We start from the raw sequence: 16,006 nt of genomic DNA, 5'->3' as shown, positions 1-16,006 counted from the left end.
AAATATGAAAGATTACAGCCGTTATTTTCAAGGTTACCCGCCCCACATCATTGAGCAAGTGTTACAGCTATTTAATGGTGACAGAGCCGCAAAATACCTTAAAGGCAAATACCCTGATGCGCATAGCATTACCAGCGATAAAGCTTTATACAATTACGCCACTGAGCTGAAAAAGCGCTACCTTAAAAATGCCCTGCCTTTTGGCCGTGCCGCATTCAAAAAACAAGGCGATATGGTCACAAATGCCTTAGGGACCCATACTTTTCGTATGCAAGGTAAAACCCGAAAACACGATCTTGCCATTAATAGCGACCTACTTCGCGCACCTGAGCCACTTCTCAAAGCACTCGTCGTACACGAGCTGGCTCATTTTAAGGAAAAAGACCACAACAAAGCCTTCTATCAACTTTGCTGCCACATGGAGCCGCAATACCATCAACTAGAACTGGATTTAAGAATATTCAGTGTGCTGGTAGGTGAAGGGAAAAATCCGTACTGAAGCTATCTGCTAAACTTCAGTAACCTCAAACCTTCTTTGCCCTATCAGCTGCCCAGACTCGGTAACTACTTTAATGACCCATTTTCCTGCGGCATTTGCAGGAAAATTCGTTTTATGGCTCCACGCTCGATAGCCCTCTTTACGACCACCAGAAATATCCAAGGCTATGCGGTCAACTTCTTTACGATTATGCACCCAAACATGAAAGATTTTTTCATTTAGCCCTCGCGGTGCTTTTACTGCACTAAAACTATATAGACCTTTTTCATGCAAGCTCTGCTCGGTGAGTTCTGTTATTGGCGAAAGCGGTTTACGGGCTTGTTCATCAAGCTGATACGACATGCTCATATCGGTTAAACGCAGTGCCGCAGGTGGCACAAAGCTACGCAATTGCCAAAGCCCAACACCTAATGCACAAAGCAATAACACCAACAACGGAAAACGCCACCATTTCGCATTCGGCATCAAATTACCAAGACTAGGGACAGTTAAAATAACAGCCGTGATCAGCGCAATTTCAAAACTTTGGCTGGTCGTTAACTTTAATAAAATTGGCAAGGTAACCGACAGCACGACAAACAAAGAAAAGCTATGAAACACACTAAACCAGACACTGTGCCTTGCAAGCTTTTTATAATAGAGGGGGTCAACAACAGAAACAAACGCACAAAGAATAATTAAAGCGGTAAACGCGGCCTGACCATGGTCCCAAGTAGTCACCGCCAAGAAGAATGGTAAAGCAAAAAACAAACTTTCTTGCTGCACAACTTGCAGCGCAAAGCGCATCACGTTGGGCGACACCGCCACACCAAAACGTTCCTCTACTTTATCTCTTAGCCAGTTATCTATTAACAACCACAACCAAGTGACTAATAACAAAATAGAGATAAGTTGCGAAAACGATTCTTTTCGCTCAACAAAGACATAGCTCGCTACACCACTACAAAAAGCCAACACCGCCATCAACCCCGGCCGCTTCTGCATCATGAAAACAAATTTAGTTATAAAGTTTTTTAAGTAATTCATGCAATCATCAAATCCATTTAAGGCTTTATGAGTAAAGCATAAATTGGATGAATGTAGGCTTTAAAACGAGCTTTAAGTTCAAAGCTTTAAGCTGTAAGGTATTTAGATGAAGTGAACAATCATAGAGTATTTTCTAAAAGGAAAAAATGGAATGTTATATAGAGTATTGATAATACTTTTCTTAATTTCTAAGTGTACAACTGCAAACGCATTTGAAGATTATAGTTTTTTAAATGGTGAATGGTCTTGCAAAATGAAATCAGTATTACCAAACGATGCAATACTAGAAGTTGATAGCCACATAACTACTTCAATTAAAGATTTAAACTCATATTCAAAAAGCTTTTTTAAATTTTATTTTAAACAAAACCCTGATTTGGTCTCTGTTATCTCTGTTGAATCCTCAGAAAAAATGGATTTCGAGGGTGATATCATGATCAGCTTTAATTCTAAAACCCATAAAACAAATTTAATCAAAGACGATCTAAATTTATTTTCACCAGAGTCTGTTAAAAGCTTCACTCGAGGGCCTTCAGTGACAGTTAAATCGAAAATCAAAAAAATAGACGATGAGACTATTAAGTTAATTGGGATCCCTGACAAAGATGTTATCAATTGCTCTAAAGCACAAAAAAGCGCGGTCTGACCCGCGCCTCTATTTTATCTGACGGCTGATAGCTGATGGCTGACAGCTCAAGTCGTTAGGTTACAAACCAAGCTCTGCCATAAAATCATCATCTGCATCGTCAGCTTGTGATGATGCTTTTTGCTTTTCAGCTTTTTGTTTGGCTTCGTTTTCGATGATGTCATCAGGGTCAACCGCTTCTGAAATATCAAAATCATGTAGTTTGATAAATTCAGTTTTATCCATTGCCAGTTCTAGATAGAAGATATTTTGCTTCGCTGTAGTGAAGGTCACACGGCGCGCTTGTGGTCTATCCATGGTAGTATCAACAGAGATTTGCACCTGTTTATTAATCGCCATCATCTTAGGTTGGTTTTGCGTGATAGAAGTATGCAGCTGGTCGCGTACTTTTGACGTAAAGTCACCAACGATTTGGTTCATCAGCTCGCCAAGTACGTTTGCCACATCATCTGATAAATGGCTTTGTGCAATTTCGTCCTCAGGCATACCCATGTTACGCATATAGTCATGGTAAATTTCCATGGCTGCTTGCGCTGTGAAGTTTGTTACCACAAGACCGGTAAAGCCACCATCGAACAATACAAAACAGCCAATATCTGGGCGCATACAGGTGCGGGTGATTTTTTGAACCATAGCAGAATAACTAATACTGTTACCGCTTGCTGAAGACAGAACTCCAGTCACTGAATGACACAGAGTTGATAAGATATCTTCTGTACTGATCACTTTGCTTTTTGTCATTAAACTTCTCTTTTTTGTACTTGTTATTGATAATTCTAGCCAAGCTACTGAATTTATCACTGACTATCCAGTTAAAAATGCTAAAATAGCGGTATTATTTTTTAAAGAGACTGTTCAAGTGACGCAAAAAGACAGTATTTATGCCACTGAGCAAGCGGTTAAAGACTTTAGCTTTGACCAACATGTAGTAGAAGTTTTCCCAGATATGATCCAGCGCTCGGTGCCGGGTTACGCAACCATTGTTAGCACCATAGGTAAACTGGCTGGCGAGTATGCGCAAAGCAATTCAAACCTATACGACTTAGGCTGTTCTCTTGGTGCTGTAACGTTAAGTATGCGCCGCAATATTCGCACTGATAACTGTAATATCATTGCTGTTGATAATTCAGAAGCGATGGTTGAGCGCTGTAAATTACATTTACAAGGTTTTCGCTCTGAAGTGCCGGTCACGGTTACACTGGGTGATATCAATGATTTAGCTATCGAGAATGCCTCTGTGGTCGCGATGAACTTTACACTACAGTTTATTCCACCTGAAAAGCGCCAAGCGGTGCTTGAAAAGATTTACGCAAATTTAAAACCAGGCGGTGTTTTGCTACTGAGCGAAAAAATTAGAGGTGAAAATGAGCAATGCGATAATTTGCTCATTGATTTACATCATGATTTTAAACGTCATAACGGCTATTCAGAGCTTGAGATCAGCCAAAAGCGCACAGCTATCGAAAATGTCATGCGCCCTGATCATTTATCTACCCACTTAAACCGATTAAGTGAAATTGGTTTTAGCCAAACGCAAGTGTGGTATCAATGTTTTAACTTCTGCTCGATGATTGCAATCAAGTAATCATCACAACGATATAAAGAGTATTTCATGTCTCAATGGTTTAACCAATTTTATGCTGCTATCGCACAAAGTCCGCTTAGTCACTGGCTCGAAACTTTACCTGGCCAATTAAAGCACTGGGAACTCGAAGCCAGTCACGGCGATTTACCTAAATGGCAAAAAGTGCTGAAAAACTTACCTGAGGTAAGCACAAACCATGTAAACCTGCAGGATAAAGTACAAATCGGCACCGGTGATGAGCTATCTGAAGGTCAGCAAAAACAGTTAACGCATTTATTAAAGCGCATGATGCCATGGCGTAAAGGGCCATTTAGCTTACACGGTATCGAGATTGATACTGAGTGGCGCAGTGATTGGAAATGGGATCGTTTACTGCCTCATATTGAACCGTTAAAAGGCCGCACTGTGCTTGATATTGGTTGTGGTTCTGGTTATCACTTGTGGCGTATGCGAGGTGAAGGCGCTAATTTTGTGGTAGGTATCGATCCATCTGATTTATTCTTATGCCAATTTCAAGCGATAAAGCATTATCACCAAGATGAAAACGTGCATTTATTGCCATTAGGTGTTGAAGCTCTGCCAGAGCTAAAAGCATTTGATACGGTATTTTCGATGGGTGTTTTATATCATCGTCGTTCACCAATCGACTTTTTAGCGCAATTAAAAGCGCAGCTTCGTCCTGGCGGTGAGTTAGTCCTTGAAACACTGGTTGTTGAAGGTGATGAGCATACAGTTTTAGTGCCAACCGACCGTTATGCAAAAATGCGTAATGTGTGGTTTATCCCAAGCACCGCGGCATTAAAACTATGGATGGAGCGCGTTGGCTTTAAAGATGTACAAGTTAAAGACTGTGCAATCACAACGCTTGAAGAACAACGTAAAACCCAGTGGATGGAAAACGAATCATTGGTCGACTTTTTAGACCCAAATGACACCAGCAAAACCATTGAAGGTTACCCAGCCCCTCTACGCGCTATTTTAACAGCGAAAGCTTAACAAATAGTGAGAAGTCTCTAGTTACAAGGCCAAAGTGACATTTACTTGATACTTTTGCCTTGTAACTTGAAAGCAAAAAAACCGGACAACTGTCCTTGTCAAGTCGGTTAAAGTGATTTTTCAACTAGCCGCGCCATTGCAATTGTTGTAAAATACGCGCGTTTCTAAGCAACCCACATGCAACTTTTTTGAGGAAAACCTGTGAGCGAACAAAAACAGTCTCTTAGCTATAAAGACGCGGGCGTAGATATCGATGCCGGTAATGCACTTGTTGAGCGTATTAAAGGCGTAGTTAAAAAAACCAGACGTCCTGAAGTAATGGGCGGTATCGGTGGTTTTGGCGCACTTTGCGAACTACCAACTGGCTATAAAGAGCCTGTACTGGTTGCTGGCACAGACGGCGTTGGTACAAAACTACGTTTAGCAATCGATCTTAAAAAGCACGACACAGTGGGTATCGACCTTGTTGCTATGTGTGTAAACGACCTTATTGTACAAGGTGCAGAGCCACTATTTTTCCTTGATTACTATGCAACTGGTAAATTAGACGTAGACACTGCGGCTGATGTTGTAACAGGTATTGGTAAAGGCTGTGAGCTTTCTGGCTGTGCATTAATCGGTGGTGAAACTGCTGAAATGCCAGGTATGTACGACGGCGAAGACTACGACATGGCTGGTTTCTGTACTGGTGTTGTAGAAAAATCAAAAATTATCGACGGTACTAAAGTTGCTGCAGGCGACCAATTAATCGCCCTTGCATCAAGTGGCCCTCACTCAAACGGCTTCTCATTAATTCGTAAAGTTCTTGAAGTATCTGGCGCAGACACGAGCGCTGAGCTTGAAGGCAAAACACTTGGCGATCACCTTTTAGAACCAACTCGTATCTACGTTAAACAACTACTTGAGCTATTCAAGCACGTTGACGTACACGCGTTATCTCACATCACGGGTGGTGGTTTCTGGGAAAACATCCCACGCGTACTTCCTGAATCTGCAAAAGCAGTTATCAAAGGTGACAGCTGGGAATGGCCTGTTGTTTTCAACTGGTTACAAGAAAACGGCAACATCACAACACACGAAATGTATCGTACATTCAACTGTGGTGTTGGTATGATTTTAGTTGTTCCAGCAGACAAACTTGAGCAAAGCTTAACAATTCTTAAAGATCTTGGCGAAAATGCATGGCATATCGGTGAGATCCAAGATGCGAAAGCAGGCGAAGAGCAAGTAGAAATTTTAGGTGGTCGTGACTAATGACCCCTTGTCGACTTGTTGTATTAATTTCTGGTAGCGGTTCAAACCTTCAAGCCATCATCGACGCATGTGCGCGTGGTGAGATAAAAGCCGAAATCGCCGCTGTTATTAGTAATAAAGCCGACGCCTATGGCCTTGAACGAGCAAAAAATACAGGTATACAAACACGTGTACTTAGCCATAAAGATTTTGACTCGCGCGAGGCCTATGATGCTGAGTTAATGGACATTATTGACAATTTTGAACCAAATCTAGTTGTATTAGCTGGTTTTATGCGTATTCTTACTCCTAGCTTAGTGCAAAAATTTAAGGGAAAAATGTTGAACATTCACCCTTCTTTGTTGCCTAAGTACCAAGGGCTGAATACCCACCAACGAGCGATAGATGCAAAAGATGACGTTCATGGTGTCAGTGTTCACTTTGTCACAGAAGAGCTAGACGGCGGTCCCGTTGTTCTTCAAGCCAAAGTGCCGGTACTCGAAAACGATACCGCAGAGACACTCGCACAACGTGTTCATCAGCAAGAACATATAATCTATCCATTGGTGGTCAAGTGGTTCAGTGAACAACGACTCAAGATGGAAGCAGATTATGCAGTTTTTGACGAAAAGAAACTTCCTGCACACGGCGCGCACTATCCAGAATAAAAATTTAAGTGCCCTACTCGCTTGTGTGGGCACTTTATTACTTCCTACCAGTGTTTTTGCTGGCGATCTCACTCAATATGAAGCCAAATACGATGTACTTCGTAAAGGCGAAACCCATGGTAAAGCAATCCGCGAGCTTAAAAAAGCCGCCGACGGTAACTACGTGATCACTTATCACAGCGAAATCGAATGGATGATTTTTTCTGACTCAAGAAAAGAAACATCTAAATTTACTTACCATGATCAAAAAATTTCTCCGCTAAGTTACACTATGGAGCGCTCAGGCACAGGGCCTGATAAAGAATACAGCTTAAAATTTGATGCGGCGCAAAAACAAGTACAAAGCAGCGAAAGTAAATACCCATTAAAGCTTGATTGGTCTGACGATTTTCAAGATTCACTGTCTTACCAAGTGCAAGTGCGCGAAGAGTTAAAACAAGGTAAAACGCAATTATCGTATCCATTGATTGATAAAAAAGGCAACCTGCGCAATTACGACTTTGAAGTTATTGGCACCGAAGTTATTTCGCTACCTGTTGGTAATGTAGAAGCGATTAAAGTTAAGCGCTTATATGATAACGATAAACGCCAAGCATTGGCGTGGTTTGCCCCAGAAATGGACTACATGCTCGTGCGTATGTGGAAAGGTGAAAAAGGCGTAGAGCAATTTGAAGTGCAACTTAATTCATTCACTGTGACCACGCCAGTGGCCGTAACAAATGAAGTGAGTAACGAAGCGCCTTAATAGCGCTTCATCTTTTATTTAGATTTTTTCACCCATTTTAAACAGGGCAAACTCACCGGGTTCCATTTTCTGCCAGCGTTCATCATTGGTGAGTGGCCGTGTTGCAATCACAGTAACCACATCGTTCGGTGTGGTTTCTTTTTGAAAATCAATCACCATGTCTGCATCAATTAATGTCGCTTTGCCAAACGGTGCACGGCGAGTGATCCAATGTAAGTTATTGGTGCAATAAGCTAACACATAAACACCATCGGTCAGTAACATATTAAATACGCCTTTTTCGCGCAGGGTATGGGCAAGCTTTGCCGCATAACGAAATACAGACGCCATATTTGATGGCCGCTTAGGGTATTTTTCACGGATCTTATCGAGCAGCCAACAAAACGCCAGTTCACTGTCAGTGTTACCGACAGGTCGATAATAGTCTGGCTTTAAATCATGATAATTAGATAATTGCCCGTTGTGTGCATACGTAATTTCACGGCCCCATAACTCGCGGGTAAACGGATGCGTGTTTTCAAGGCATACACGACCACGATTCCCTTGGCGAATATGACTTATCACCGAAATACTTTTAATAGGATACGCTTTAACGAGTTTGGCAATTTCTGATTGGCAACTTGGCTCGGGATCTTTAAATGTGCGACAGCCCTTACCCTCATAAAAGGTGATGCCCCAACCATCTTTATGCGGGCCTGTGTTTCCACCACGCTCTAATAAGCCCGAAAAACTAAAACAAATATCCGTTGGTACATTGGCTGACATGCCAAGCAACTCACACATAGAACTCTTAACCTATAAAACTAATCGAAGTAAAAGGCATGATGGGCTGATCCCTGCCTGCGCTCATTGTTGTACATAGCGCTAAAGATGGCAACTGCTATGCTGAGATTTTCAGAACTATCTGATAAATAGTGCATATTTTACACACCTTTTTATGTGTACCATTTACATAAACTAAATAGTCATAAGCCCACTGTAAATTTTTTTGCACTGTTCATACAGTTTACTCATTAAAAGGTTTTACAAAGCATCGTTTTATCTTTGTTCCCCTCTTGATAATTCATGGTTGTAGCGCTACTCTAAAAGAGGTGGTCTGACCTCTATTAAGGAATAATCAATGACTCTCATATTTTTACTTGGTTTACTCGTGCTACTTAGTGTGGCGAGTTACCACAGATCGAGCTGGAATACCTGTTTAGGTATTGCCATTGCGACCTTACTTGTTGGCACTTTTGCTGGCGCGTTTGGTGCAATCAGTTGGCTACTATTCTTACTTATTGCTGTGCCACTTTCTGTGACAAGCATTCGTCAACAATACATCATCAAACCTATTTTTGCTGCATTTAAAAAAGTAACCCCGACAATGTCGGATACTGAAAAATCAGCAATCGATGCAGGTACTACGTGGTGGGAAGCGGATCTATTTTGTGGTCGTCCTGACTGGAACAAATTACACCAATACCCAGCACCAAAACTGACTATCGAAGAACAAGCGTTTATTGATGGCCCAGTTGAAGAAGTGTGTAGCATGTTAGATGACTGGCACGCAACGCACGAATTAACTGATTTACCGCAAGATGTTTGGCAATATCTAAAAGATAATAAATTCTTTGCCATGATCATCAAAAAAGAATACGGCGGTTTAGAGTTTTCTGCTTATGCACAATCATGTGTACTGCAAAAGCTAACAAGTAAATCAACGTTACTTTCATCTATCGTAGGTGTACCAAACTCATTAGGTCCGGGCGAATTACTTCAGCACTATGGTACTAAAGAGCAAAAAGATCATTACTTACCACGTTTAGCGAGTGGTCAAGAGATCCCATGTTTTGCTTTAACATCACCAGAAGCTGGTTCTGACGCAAGTGCAATTCCTGACTACGGTGTTGTTTGTAAAGGTCAATGGAACGGCGAAGAAGTTGTTGGTATTAGCCTAACGTGGAACAAACGTTACATTACTCTTGCTCCTGTTGCGACTGTACTTGGTCTTGCATTTAAACTACAAGATCCAGACGGTTTACTAGGTGATAATAAAGAACCTGGTATTACCTGTGCGCTGATCCCAACTGACACCCCAGGGGTCGAAATTGGCCGTCGTCACTTCCCGCTAAACGTACCATTCCAAAATGGTCCTACTCGCGGTAAAGACATCTTCGTACCACTTGATTACATCATTGGTGGCCCGAAAATGGCTGGTCAAGGCTGGCGTATGCTTGTTGAATGTTTATCTGTTGGTCGTGCAATCACCTTGCCGTCTAACTCTACAGGCGGCATTAAAACAATTGCGCTTGCAACAGGTTCTTACAGCCGTATTCGTCGTCAATTCCGTTTACCTATTGGTCAAATGGAAGGTGTTGAAGAATCAATGGCAAAACTTGCAGGCTACGCTTATAGCTCTGATGCTGCCGTTAGCATGTCTACCGGTGCTGTTGACCTTGGTGAAAAACCATCGGTTGTATCTGCGATTATCAAATACCACTTAACTGAACAAATGCGTGAAGCAACGATTCACGGCATGGATGTTCATGGTGGTAAAGGCATTATGCTTGGTCCAAACAACTACCTAGGTCGCGGTTATCAAGGTGCGCCAATTGCAATCACTGTTGAAGGTGCAAACATCTTAACGCGTAACATGATCATTTATGGTCAAGGTGCAATTCGTTGTCATCCATTCGTGTTAACTGAGCTAGGCGCTTGTGCAATTGAAGACCGCGAAGAAGCGCTTGCAGTATTCGATAAAGCATTAATGGGTCACGTTGGCTTTACTATTTCGAACCTTGTTCGTACTAAGTGGTTAGCACTAACGAATGCTCGCTTCACAAGTACGCCGTACAAAGACGAAACCGCTGAGTTTTATCGTGTTGCGTCACGTTTCAGTGCATCATTAGCATTAATGTCAGATATCAGCATGGCGGTATTTGGTGGTTCATTAAAACGTAAAGAGCGTATCTCTGCACGTTTAGGTGACTTACTAAGCTACTTATACCTTGTATCTGCAACACTTAAACGTTACAACGACGAAGGCCGTAAAAAAGAAGATTTTGCGCTAGTTCAATGGAGCTGCCAAGATCACCTTTACCACTGTCAACGAGCTCTTGCTGACCTAATCAATAACATGCCATCTGCACCACTTCGTGCAATGCTAAAAATTATGTTATTCCCATTCGGTCGTCCAGTTCGTAAACCTACTGATAAGCTTGAGCATAAACTTGCGCACTTATTACAAGTACCAAGCGAAACTCGTAACCGTTTAGCTAACTACATTTACCTTAAAAACGAGCCACTTAACCTTGTTGGTCGTCAAGAGCAAACGCTTAAAGACATTCTCGAAGTTGAGCCGCTGTTTGACAAGGTATGCCGTGAAAAAGGCGTAAAACTGCCTTTCTTCCAGCTTGATAAAGTAGCGCAAATGGGCCTAGAAGCAGGCATTTTAAGCCAAGCTGAAGCCGACAAACTAGCGGCTGTTGAAAAAGCCCGTCTTGACGTTATTAACGTTGACGACTTTGACCCAGCAGACTTAGTTGCTGGTAAAGTAGCCCGTGGCGAAAGCGATAAAAAAGCAGACGCAGCTTAAGCTAGCAAAACAATTCCAATTGTTATGAAAAACCAAACCAGCGCAAATTGCGCTGGATTTTTTTGCGCTATATATTGCTGTAATAAACACCAGCCTGCGCCAATGGGTATGTAAAGCAAGTTAGTGCCAAGCATGCTTATAACTACCATTAAAGCCACAGCAAAAAATATAAGACTCGGTATAAAATGGCTTACATAAAACAGCTTGTCTTGGTTATTACTTTGAAAGAATAACCGATATTTTTTAAAAACAGCCATGCAATCGAACTGTAACGAGCTAGTTAGCAACACACATACTGATAAAGCTAAAGCCTGTATCAGATCACTAAAGTCACTCCGAATTGTTATTAGCTGTAATAAAGAAAACAAACATGCAACTAAAACTGAGCCACGCCATATTAAACACCAACTGTGTTGTAAAAAGTAACTAAGCCAAAATAAAGCAAACGAGTGTACTTTCAACTTATGGCTAATTCTTACAGAAGGGATTAAAGTCGAACAGCTGAAAATAGCAATAAATCCTAGATAGTATTGCAGCGAAGATAAACTAACAGGCAGTAATATCAATACAGAGCTTATTAACAAGCTATAAAAAAGTGCAATTGGCCTATAAAGAACAAATACCCCACATAGCCACTGCAAAAACACAAAAATCATAAAATGAGGCACTTGTAGCCATTGTTTCAACGATAAATCTACAGCTATTATTAAACTCGCAATGAGCCAAACATTACTTAAAAATAATAACTTGCAGTCAACACATACTCGCCAAGAGGGTTTATAAAGGCTTCGCTGAAATGCCCTGTTTTGCACATTTTTAATGGCTGGCGCCATGGCCCATAACATCACCGATTCAAGTAAAAGATAAACCACAGCTATTTTTGCACCGTAAGCGGGTTCTGCATGGCTATCGACTATTTTCCCAAGACCTAAAAACAAAAGTAAAACCATACCAAGAAATGCTGGGCCTAGTACCAGAGCGAACAGCAAGCTAAAACTCTTTAACTGAGATAGCATGCTTTTGAGAGTGGTTGTATATGCTAGGTATCTATAAGAAAGGAATGACACGTAGCTAGCAAGAGATTCAATCATAATGCTGTACACTCAAAACCATGCTGTATAAACACCTCAGGTTCGTGGCTTGTAATGATGACTTGCCCATTAGGTTTATCATCTAAGTAGCCATCAAGTAAGGTCAGCAAAAATTGAATACTTGTTTGATCAAGTGCTGCACTCGGTTCATCTAATAGCAAAAATGGAGCTTGCTTTAAAAAAGCAGTAATAAGCTGGCATTTCTTTTGGTTTCCACTCGATAAAGAACTGAAGCGAGTGTTGAGATGCTCTGTAAAGTTAAAACCTGTAATGAGCTGCTTTGGTATGTCTTTCTTTAATGCCTTGCAACTAAGTTCAATAATTTGCCTCGCAGTTAAAAAATCAGGCAGCACAATACGGTCGCTAGCAATTGAAGCATCGTTTTGCGGTGATTTTAATGCCTCATTATTGTATAAAATCTGCCCTGACTGTGGCTCTTCTAGGCCAGCGAGCATCATCAGTAGCGTTGTTTTTCCTCTGCCATTGGCTGCCTGTAAACAAACTCTTTTACCTTGTAATTGCTTATTGTAGTTTTCAAAAACGTGGGCTGAGGCAAAACGTTTATTGAGGTTGTTTATTGCAATCATGTTTACTTCCTTTAATAGTGGAAAAATAATATCACACTCATGTCCCTATTTATTTACATGATTTGTAACAAATATCGAACGGGTAAAACTTGCGTTTAGATTATGAACAGGCAACACTTTATAACGAAAAATTAACAAGGAATAATTACAATGAAACCGAGTTTTCAACTAGCAGCCGTGGTATGTGCACTCAGCCTTGCACTTGCAGGATGTTCACAATCAACCCAATCAACAAGCAGCACCGAAAGCGTGCAACAAAACCAAACTGTTAAACAGTATGATGCTGAAACCTTTTTTGATACAACCTCAATTATGGGCAGCAGCTTTTCACCAAAAGGCGACAAAATACTCGTTAGCAGTGATGAAAGCGGCATTTATAGCCTGTATGAAGTAGATATAAAAACCGCCAAAAAAACCCGCTTAACAGACTTTGAAGACAGTACTTATGCAGTGGCTTATTTCCCTAAAGATGAGCGCGTACTATTTACTAAAGACTCAGGCGGTAACGAGCGTTATCACATCTACGTTCGCGAAACAGATGGCACAGTTAAAGACCTCACCCCAGGTGAAGAAACCCGTGCAGGATTTGCAGGCTTCACAGAAGACGGTAAACACTTTTTTATAACCAGCAATCAGCGTGATGCTAAGTTTATGGACCTATATCGTGTTGATGCTAACAGCTATGAAGTAACGCCGGTTTATCAAAATACCATGGGGCTAGATGTCGGTGCGATAAGCCCTGACGGCCGCTTTATTGCTTTATCGAAAAACAATTCGAACAAAGACAGCGATGTGTTCATTCTCGATACGCGTAAAAAAACCCTTAAACCAGAGCTTATCACCCGTCATGACGACGACGCTAAGTATGGCCCAGAAACCTTCTCAAGAGACAGTAAATCATTGTATTACTCAACCGATGCTAAAGGTGAGTTTGCACAAGTGTGGCGTTATGACTTAACTACCGGCGAGCACAGCCCTGCCCTCAAAGATGAGTGGGATGTCAGCTTTATATACTTCTCTAAATCTGGCCGTTATCAAGTAAGTGGTGTTAATGCCGACGCCAGCACTAAGGTATCGATAATCGATACCACCACAGGTAAAGGTATTACTATGCCATCGTTGCCTGCAGGTAACTTACGTGGTGTTAATTTTTCAGCTGATGAAAAAACTATGGCGTTTTATTTAAATTCAGACACCTCGCCAAGCAATTTATTTGTGTGGCAAGTCGGTGAGCCGCAAGCTAAACAATTAACTAACACATTAAGTGATGCAATTAATCAAAGTGACTTAGTTGAGAGCACAATTGTGCGCTTTAAGAGCTTTGATGGTTTAGAAATCCCGGGGGTTTTATATAAACCTAAGCAAGCCAACAGCAACAATAAAGTACCTGCTTTAGTTTGGGTGCATGGCGGCCCTGGTGGACAAAGCCGTACTGGATATAGTGCGATGCAGCAACATCTAGTCAATCATGGTTATGCTATTTTTGCGGTTAATAACCGAGGCAGCTCAGGCTATGGTAAAACCTTCTTCCATTTAGATGATAAAAAACATGGCACTGATGATTTACAAGATATCGTATACGGCAAAAAGCATCTACAAAGCCTAGATTGGGTTGATGCTGATAAAATTGGCATCATGGGGGGCAGCTATGGTGGCTTTATGACCGCCGCAGCACTTGCCTTTGAACCTGAAGAATTCAAAGTAGGCATTAATATCTTTGGTGTAACAAACTGGGTTAGAACCTTAAACTCGATTCCACCATGGTGGGAAAGCTTTAAAAAGGCACTGTACGATGAAATGGGCGACCCCGCGACAGACGGTGAGCGTCACCGTGCAATTTCGCCACTATTTCATGCTAAAAACATCACTAAGCCATTAATGGTGATCCAAGGTGCTAATGACCCACGCGTTTTACAAGTTGAAAGCGATGAGCTCGTTGCCGCTGTAAAGGCAAATGGTGTGCCTGTCGAATATGTATTATTCGATGATGAAGGCCATGGTTTTACTAAAAAGGAAAACCGCATTAAAGCCTCAAACGCATATCTTGAGTTTTTAAATACCTATTTAGATAAATAGCAAAATTGCAAAGGTAATGAGCCGGTTTTTAAACCGGCTTTTTTATGCAAAACACCTGTATAGAAGCAAAATATAGTAGCTCATACAGTACTGTATAGAATACTGTGTAATTTTAATGATAAATTTTTCACCTTTTTGACCTTCCAAAACAAAAAAGTAACCCATTGTTTAATAAGAACTAAATAAATTTAATTAACATAAAACTGAATAATTGGTTAAAAAATAGCAAAAAAGTACTTGCGCAAAAATACTGTATAAACTACTGTATACATATACTGTATAAACAACCAGTGAGTGAAAGTTATGTTACAGCCAATTACCTTAAGAACAGTTAAAAGCTACCAACAAGATAACGACAAAGCGTCTGTTAATTTAATTCAAATTGAAGACGAAATATCAGCAACCTTTGAGCTATTAAAAGTATTGCATAATTACAATAGCCAAAATGCCTGGACACTATTAATTGCCCCTGATCATGTTCCTAGCAAAGCATTATTAGATTCGTGTTCGATTGATACCAGCAAACTACTTGTGATCAGACAAAAGCATTTAGTTAACCTTGAGTACGTACTTAGCTCTGCATTACATAATGGTAATTTTGCCGCAGTGATCACATGGACAGATATTGTAAACAATCATCAACTTGATTCGATGAATCTAAATCTTGAGCAAGCATCTGCTAAGTTTTATTGTTTTACAAAAAGCGCTCAATTAAACAATTTAGTACCGCAGCCACAATAGGCTTGTTAAAATAACAATTTATAGTTTTAGGTAAGTTGTTATGACATCACTCACACACCCCCTTTGCCCTTGTGGCAGCGAATCGACTTACGAGCTTTGCTGCCAACCTTTTCATACAGGTGCAAGCCAAGCTGATACGCCAGAGCAACTTATGCGTTCTCGTTTTAGTGCATACGCGCTGAAAGATGCAAAATATGTATTTAGCACCTATGCACAAAGCCAACAAGCCGCAAACCCGGTTCGCGAAATTAAAGATTTTGCTAATAGCTGCCGTTTTACCAAGCTAAGTGTTTTAGATACAGAACATAATGATCAAGAAGGTTTTGTAGAATTTAAAGCAAATTACTTTTACCAAAACTTGTATTGTGAGTTACACGAAAAGTCGCGTTTTATTAAAGAAGATGGCCTATGGCGTTACCTAGATGGTGATATAACGCCAGTTGCAGATATTAAAATTGGCCGTAATGACGAGTGCCCTTGTGGTAGCGGTAAAAAATATAAAAAGTGTCACGCTCTTTAATTGCTCTTATACCAAT

General features: G+C 40.9%; 16 protein-coding genes. 11 read left to right on the top strand and 5 right to left on the bottom strand.

Annotation, left to right across the window (positions count from 1 at the left end):
• Positions 1-4: 4 nt before the first annotated feature.
• The gene (locus L1267_RS11655) at positions 5-499 is read left to right on the top strand and encodes a M48 metallopeptidase family protein (RefSeq protein WP_130167071.1); all 495 of its coding nucleotides are present in this window, start codon (positions 5-7) and stop codon (positions 497-499) included.
• A 9-nt stretch (positions 500-508) separates the two neighbouring features.
• On the opposite strand, the gene L1267_RS11650 is transcribed toward L1267_RS11655, so the two are convergent.
• A complete protein-coding gene (locus tag L1267_RS11650; RefSeq protein WP_235382918.1) occupies positions 509-1,525 on the bottom strand; it encodes a DUF5924 family protein in 1,017 nt (338 codons plus the stop codon).
• 151 nt (positions 1,526-1,676) lie between these two features.
• Between L1267_RS11650 and L1267_RS11645 the strand changes: the two genes are divergently transcribed.
• Positions 1,677-2,171 carry a hypothetical protein gene (locus L1267_RS11645; RefSeq protein ID WP_235382917.1) on the top strand — a complete coding sequence of 165 codons (495 nt, stop codon included), beginning with the start codon at positions 1,677-1,679 and terminating at the stop codon, positions 2,169-2,171.
• A 60-nt stretch (positions 2,172-2,231) separates the two neighbouring features.
• Here the strand turns inward: L1267_RS11645 and L1267_RS11640 are convergent, their stop codons facing one another.
• Positions 2,232-2,912, bottom strand: coding sequence for a DUF3334 family protein (locus tag L1267_RS11640; RefSeq protein WP_054561772.1), 681 nt, complete (start codon positions 2,910-2,912; stop codon positions 2,232-2,234).
• Positions 2,913-3,030: 118 nt separating this feature from the next.
• Between L1267_RS11640 and cmoA the strand changes: the two genes are divergently transcribed.
• The 5 genes from cmoA (at position 3,031) to L1267_RS11615 (ending at position 7,398) form a co-directional block, all read left to right on the top strand.
• A complete protein-coding gene (gene cmoA, locus L1267_RS11635; RefSeq protein ID WP_235382916.1) occupies positions 3,031-3,756 on the top strand; it encodes a carboxy-S-adenosyl-L-methionine synthase CmoA in 726 nt (241 codons plus the stop codon).
• A 27-nt stretch (positions 3,757-3,783) separates the two neighbouring features.
• A complete protein-coding gene (gene cmoB / locus L1267_RS11630) occupies positions 3,784-4,752 on the top strand; it encodes a tRNA 5-methoxyuridine(34)/uridine 5-oxyacetic acid(34) synthase CmoB (protein WP_054551592.1) in 969 nt (322 codons plus the stop codon).
• A 201-nt stretch (positions 4,753-4,953) separates the two neighbouring features.
• Positions 4,954-6,006 (top strand): phosphoribosylformylglycinamidine cyclo-ligase, encoded by a 1,053-nt coding sequence (purM, locus tag L1267_RS11625; RefSeq protein WP_235382915.1) that lies wholly within the window; start codon positions 4,954-4,956, stop codon positions 6,004-6,006.
• Positions 6,006-6,653 (top strand): phosphoribosylglycinamide formyltransferase, encoded by a 648-nt coding sequence (gene purN, locus L1267_RS11620; RefSeq protein ID WP_235382914.1) that lies wholly within the window; start codon positions 6,006-6,008, stop codon positions 6,651-6,653. Before purM ends, purN begins: the two co-directional genes overlap by 1 nt.
• Entirely contained in the window at positions 6,598-7,398 is an 801-nt protein-coding gene (locus L1267_RS11615) for a DUF3108 domain-containing protein (RefSeq protein WP_235382913.1), read from the top strand. Before purN ends, L1267_RS11615 begins: the two co-directional genes overlap by 56 nt.
• An 18-nt stretch (positions 7,399-7,416) precedes the next feature.
• Here L1267_RS11615 and L1267_RS11610 read toward each other — a convergent pair whose 3' ends face one another.
• Positions 7,417-8,181: a class II glutamine amidotransferase gene (locus L1267_RS11610; protein ID WP_054551596.1), complete on the bottom strand. Its 765-nt coding sequence runs from the start codon at positions 8,179-8,181 to the stop codon at positions 7,417-7,419.
• A gap of 337 nt (positions 8,182-8,518) precedes the next feature.
• Between L1267_RS11610 and fadE the strand changes: the two genes are divergently transcribed.
• Positions 8,519-10,975 carry an acyl-CoA dehydrogenase FadE gene (fadE, locus tag L1267_RS11605; protein WP_235382912.1) on the top strand — a complete coding sequence of 819 codons (2,457 nt, stop codon included), beginning with the start codon at positions 8,519-8,521 and terminating at the stop codon, positions 10,973-10,975.
• Here the strand turns inward: fadE and L1267_RS11600 are convergent.
• Entirely contained in the window at positions 10,972-12,066 is a 1,095-nt protein-coding gene (locus tag L1267_RS11600; protein WP_268842611.1) for a DUF6136 family protein, read from the bottom strand. The two genes, fadE and L1267_RS11600, sit on opposite strands and share 4 nt — an antisense overlap.
• Complete coding sequence (locus tag L1267_RS11595; protein ID WP_235382911.1) at positions 12,063-12,653, bottom strand: ABC transporter ATP-binding protein; 591 nt, start codon at positions 12,651-12,653, stop codon at positions 12,063-12,065. The genes L1267_RS11600 and L1267_RS11595 overlap by 4 nt, the downstream gene beginning before the upstream one ends.
• 150 nt (positions 12,654-12,803) lie before the next feature.
• Here L1267_RS11595 and L1267_RS11590 point away from each other — a divergent pair, with 150 nt between their 5' ends.
• From L1267_RS11590 to L1267_RS11580, 3 genes are all read left to right on the top strand, one after another.
• On the top strand, positions 12,804-14,729 hold the full coding sequence (locus L1267_RS11590) for a S9 family peptidase (RefSeq protein ID WP_235382910.1): 1,926 nt from the start codon (positions 12,804-12,806) through the stop codon (positions 14,727-14,729).
• 303 nt (positions 14,730-15,032) lie between these two features.
• The gene (locus L1267_RS11585; protein ID WP_235382909.1) at positions 15,033-15,470 is read left to right on the top strand and encodes a SulA-like leucine-rich domain-containing protein; all 438 of its coding nucleotides are present in this window, start codon (positions 15,033-15,035) and stop codon (positions 15,468-15,470) included.
• A 40-nt stretch (positions 15,471-15,510) separates the two neighbouring features.
• Positions 15,511-15,990: a YchJ family protein gene (locus tag L1267_RS11580; protein ID WP_235382908.1), complete on the top strand. Its 480-nt coding sequence runs from the start codon at positions 15,511-15,513 to the stop codon at positions 15,988-15,990.
• Positions 15,991-16,006: the final 16 nt, after the last annotated feature.

Origin of the sequence: Pseudoalteromonas sp. OFAV1 (assembly GCF_021532595.1) — a bacterium.
Lineage (GTDB): Bacteria > Pseudomonadota > Gammaproteobacteria > Enterobacterales > Alteromonadaceae > Pseudoalteromonas > Pseudoalteromonas lipolytica_C.
This window is presented reverse-complemented; position numbering and strand designations above follow the sequence as displayed.

Bases quoted from the DNA above. Each gene is read 5' to 3' on its own strand.
- L1267_RS11580 (WP_235382908.1), top strand. From the start codon at position 15,511: ATGACATCACTCACACACCCCCTTTGCCCTTGTGGCAGCGAATCGACT.
- purN (WP_235382914.1), top strand. From the start codon at position 6,006: ATGACCCCTTGTCGACTTGTTGTATTAATTTCTGGTAGCGGTTCAAAC.
- L1267_RS11655 (WP_130167071.1), top strand. From the start codon at position 5: ATGAAAGATTACAGCCGTTATTTTCAAGGTTACCCGCCCCACATCATT.
- L1267_RS11615 (WP_235382913.1), top strand. From the start codon at position 6,598: ATGCAGTTTTTGACGAAAAGAAACTTCCTGCACACGGCGCGCACTATC.
- L1267_RS11640 (WP_054561772.1), bottom strand. From the start codon at position 2,912: ATGACAAAAAGCAAAGTGATCAGTACAGAAGATATCTTATCAACTCTG.
- L1267_RS11600 (WP_268842611.1), bottom strand. From the start codon at position 12,066: ATGATTGAATCTCTTGCTAGCTACGTGTCATTCCTTTCTTATAGATAC.
- L1267_RS11585 (WP_235382909.1), top strand. From the start codon at position 15,033: ATGTTACAGCCAATTACCTTAAGAACAGTTAAAAGCTACCAACAAGAT.
- L1267_RS11590 (WP_235382910.1), top strand. From the start codon at position 12,804: ATGAAACCGAGTTTTCAACTAGCAGCCGTGGTATGTGCACTCAGCCTT.
- fadE (WP_235382912.1), top strand. From the start codon at position 8,519: ATGACTCTCATATTTTTACTTGGTTTACTCGTGCTACTTAGTGTGGCG.
- L1267_RS11645 (WP_235382917.1), top strand. From the start codon at position 1,677: ATGTTATATAGAGTATTGATAATACTTTTCTTAATTTCTAAGTGTACA.
- L1267_RS11650 (WP_235382918.1), bottom strand. From the start codon at position 1,525: ATGAATTACTTAAAAAACTTTATAACTAAATTTGTTTTCATGATGCAG.
- cmoB (WP_054551592.1), top strand. From the start codon at position 3,784: ATGTCTCAATGGTTTAACCAATTTTATGCTGCTATCGCACAAAGTCCG.
- L1267_RS11610 (WP_054551596.1), bottom strand. From the start codon at position 8,181: ATGTGTGAGTTGCTTGGCATGTCAGCCAATGTACCAACGGATATTTGT.
- L1267_RS11595 (WP_235382911.1), bottom strand. From the start codon at position 12,653: ATGATTGCAATAAACAACCTCAATAAACGTTTTGCCTCAGCCCACGTT.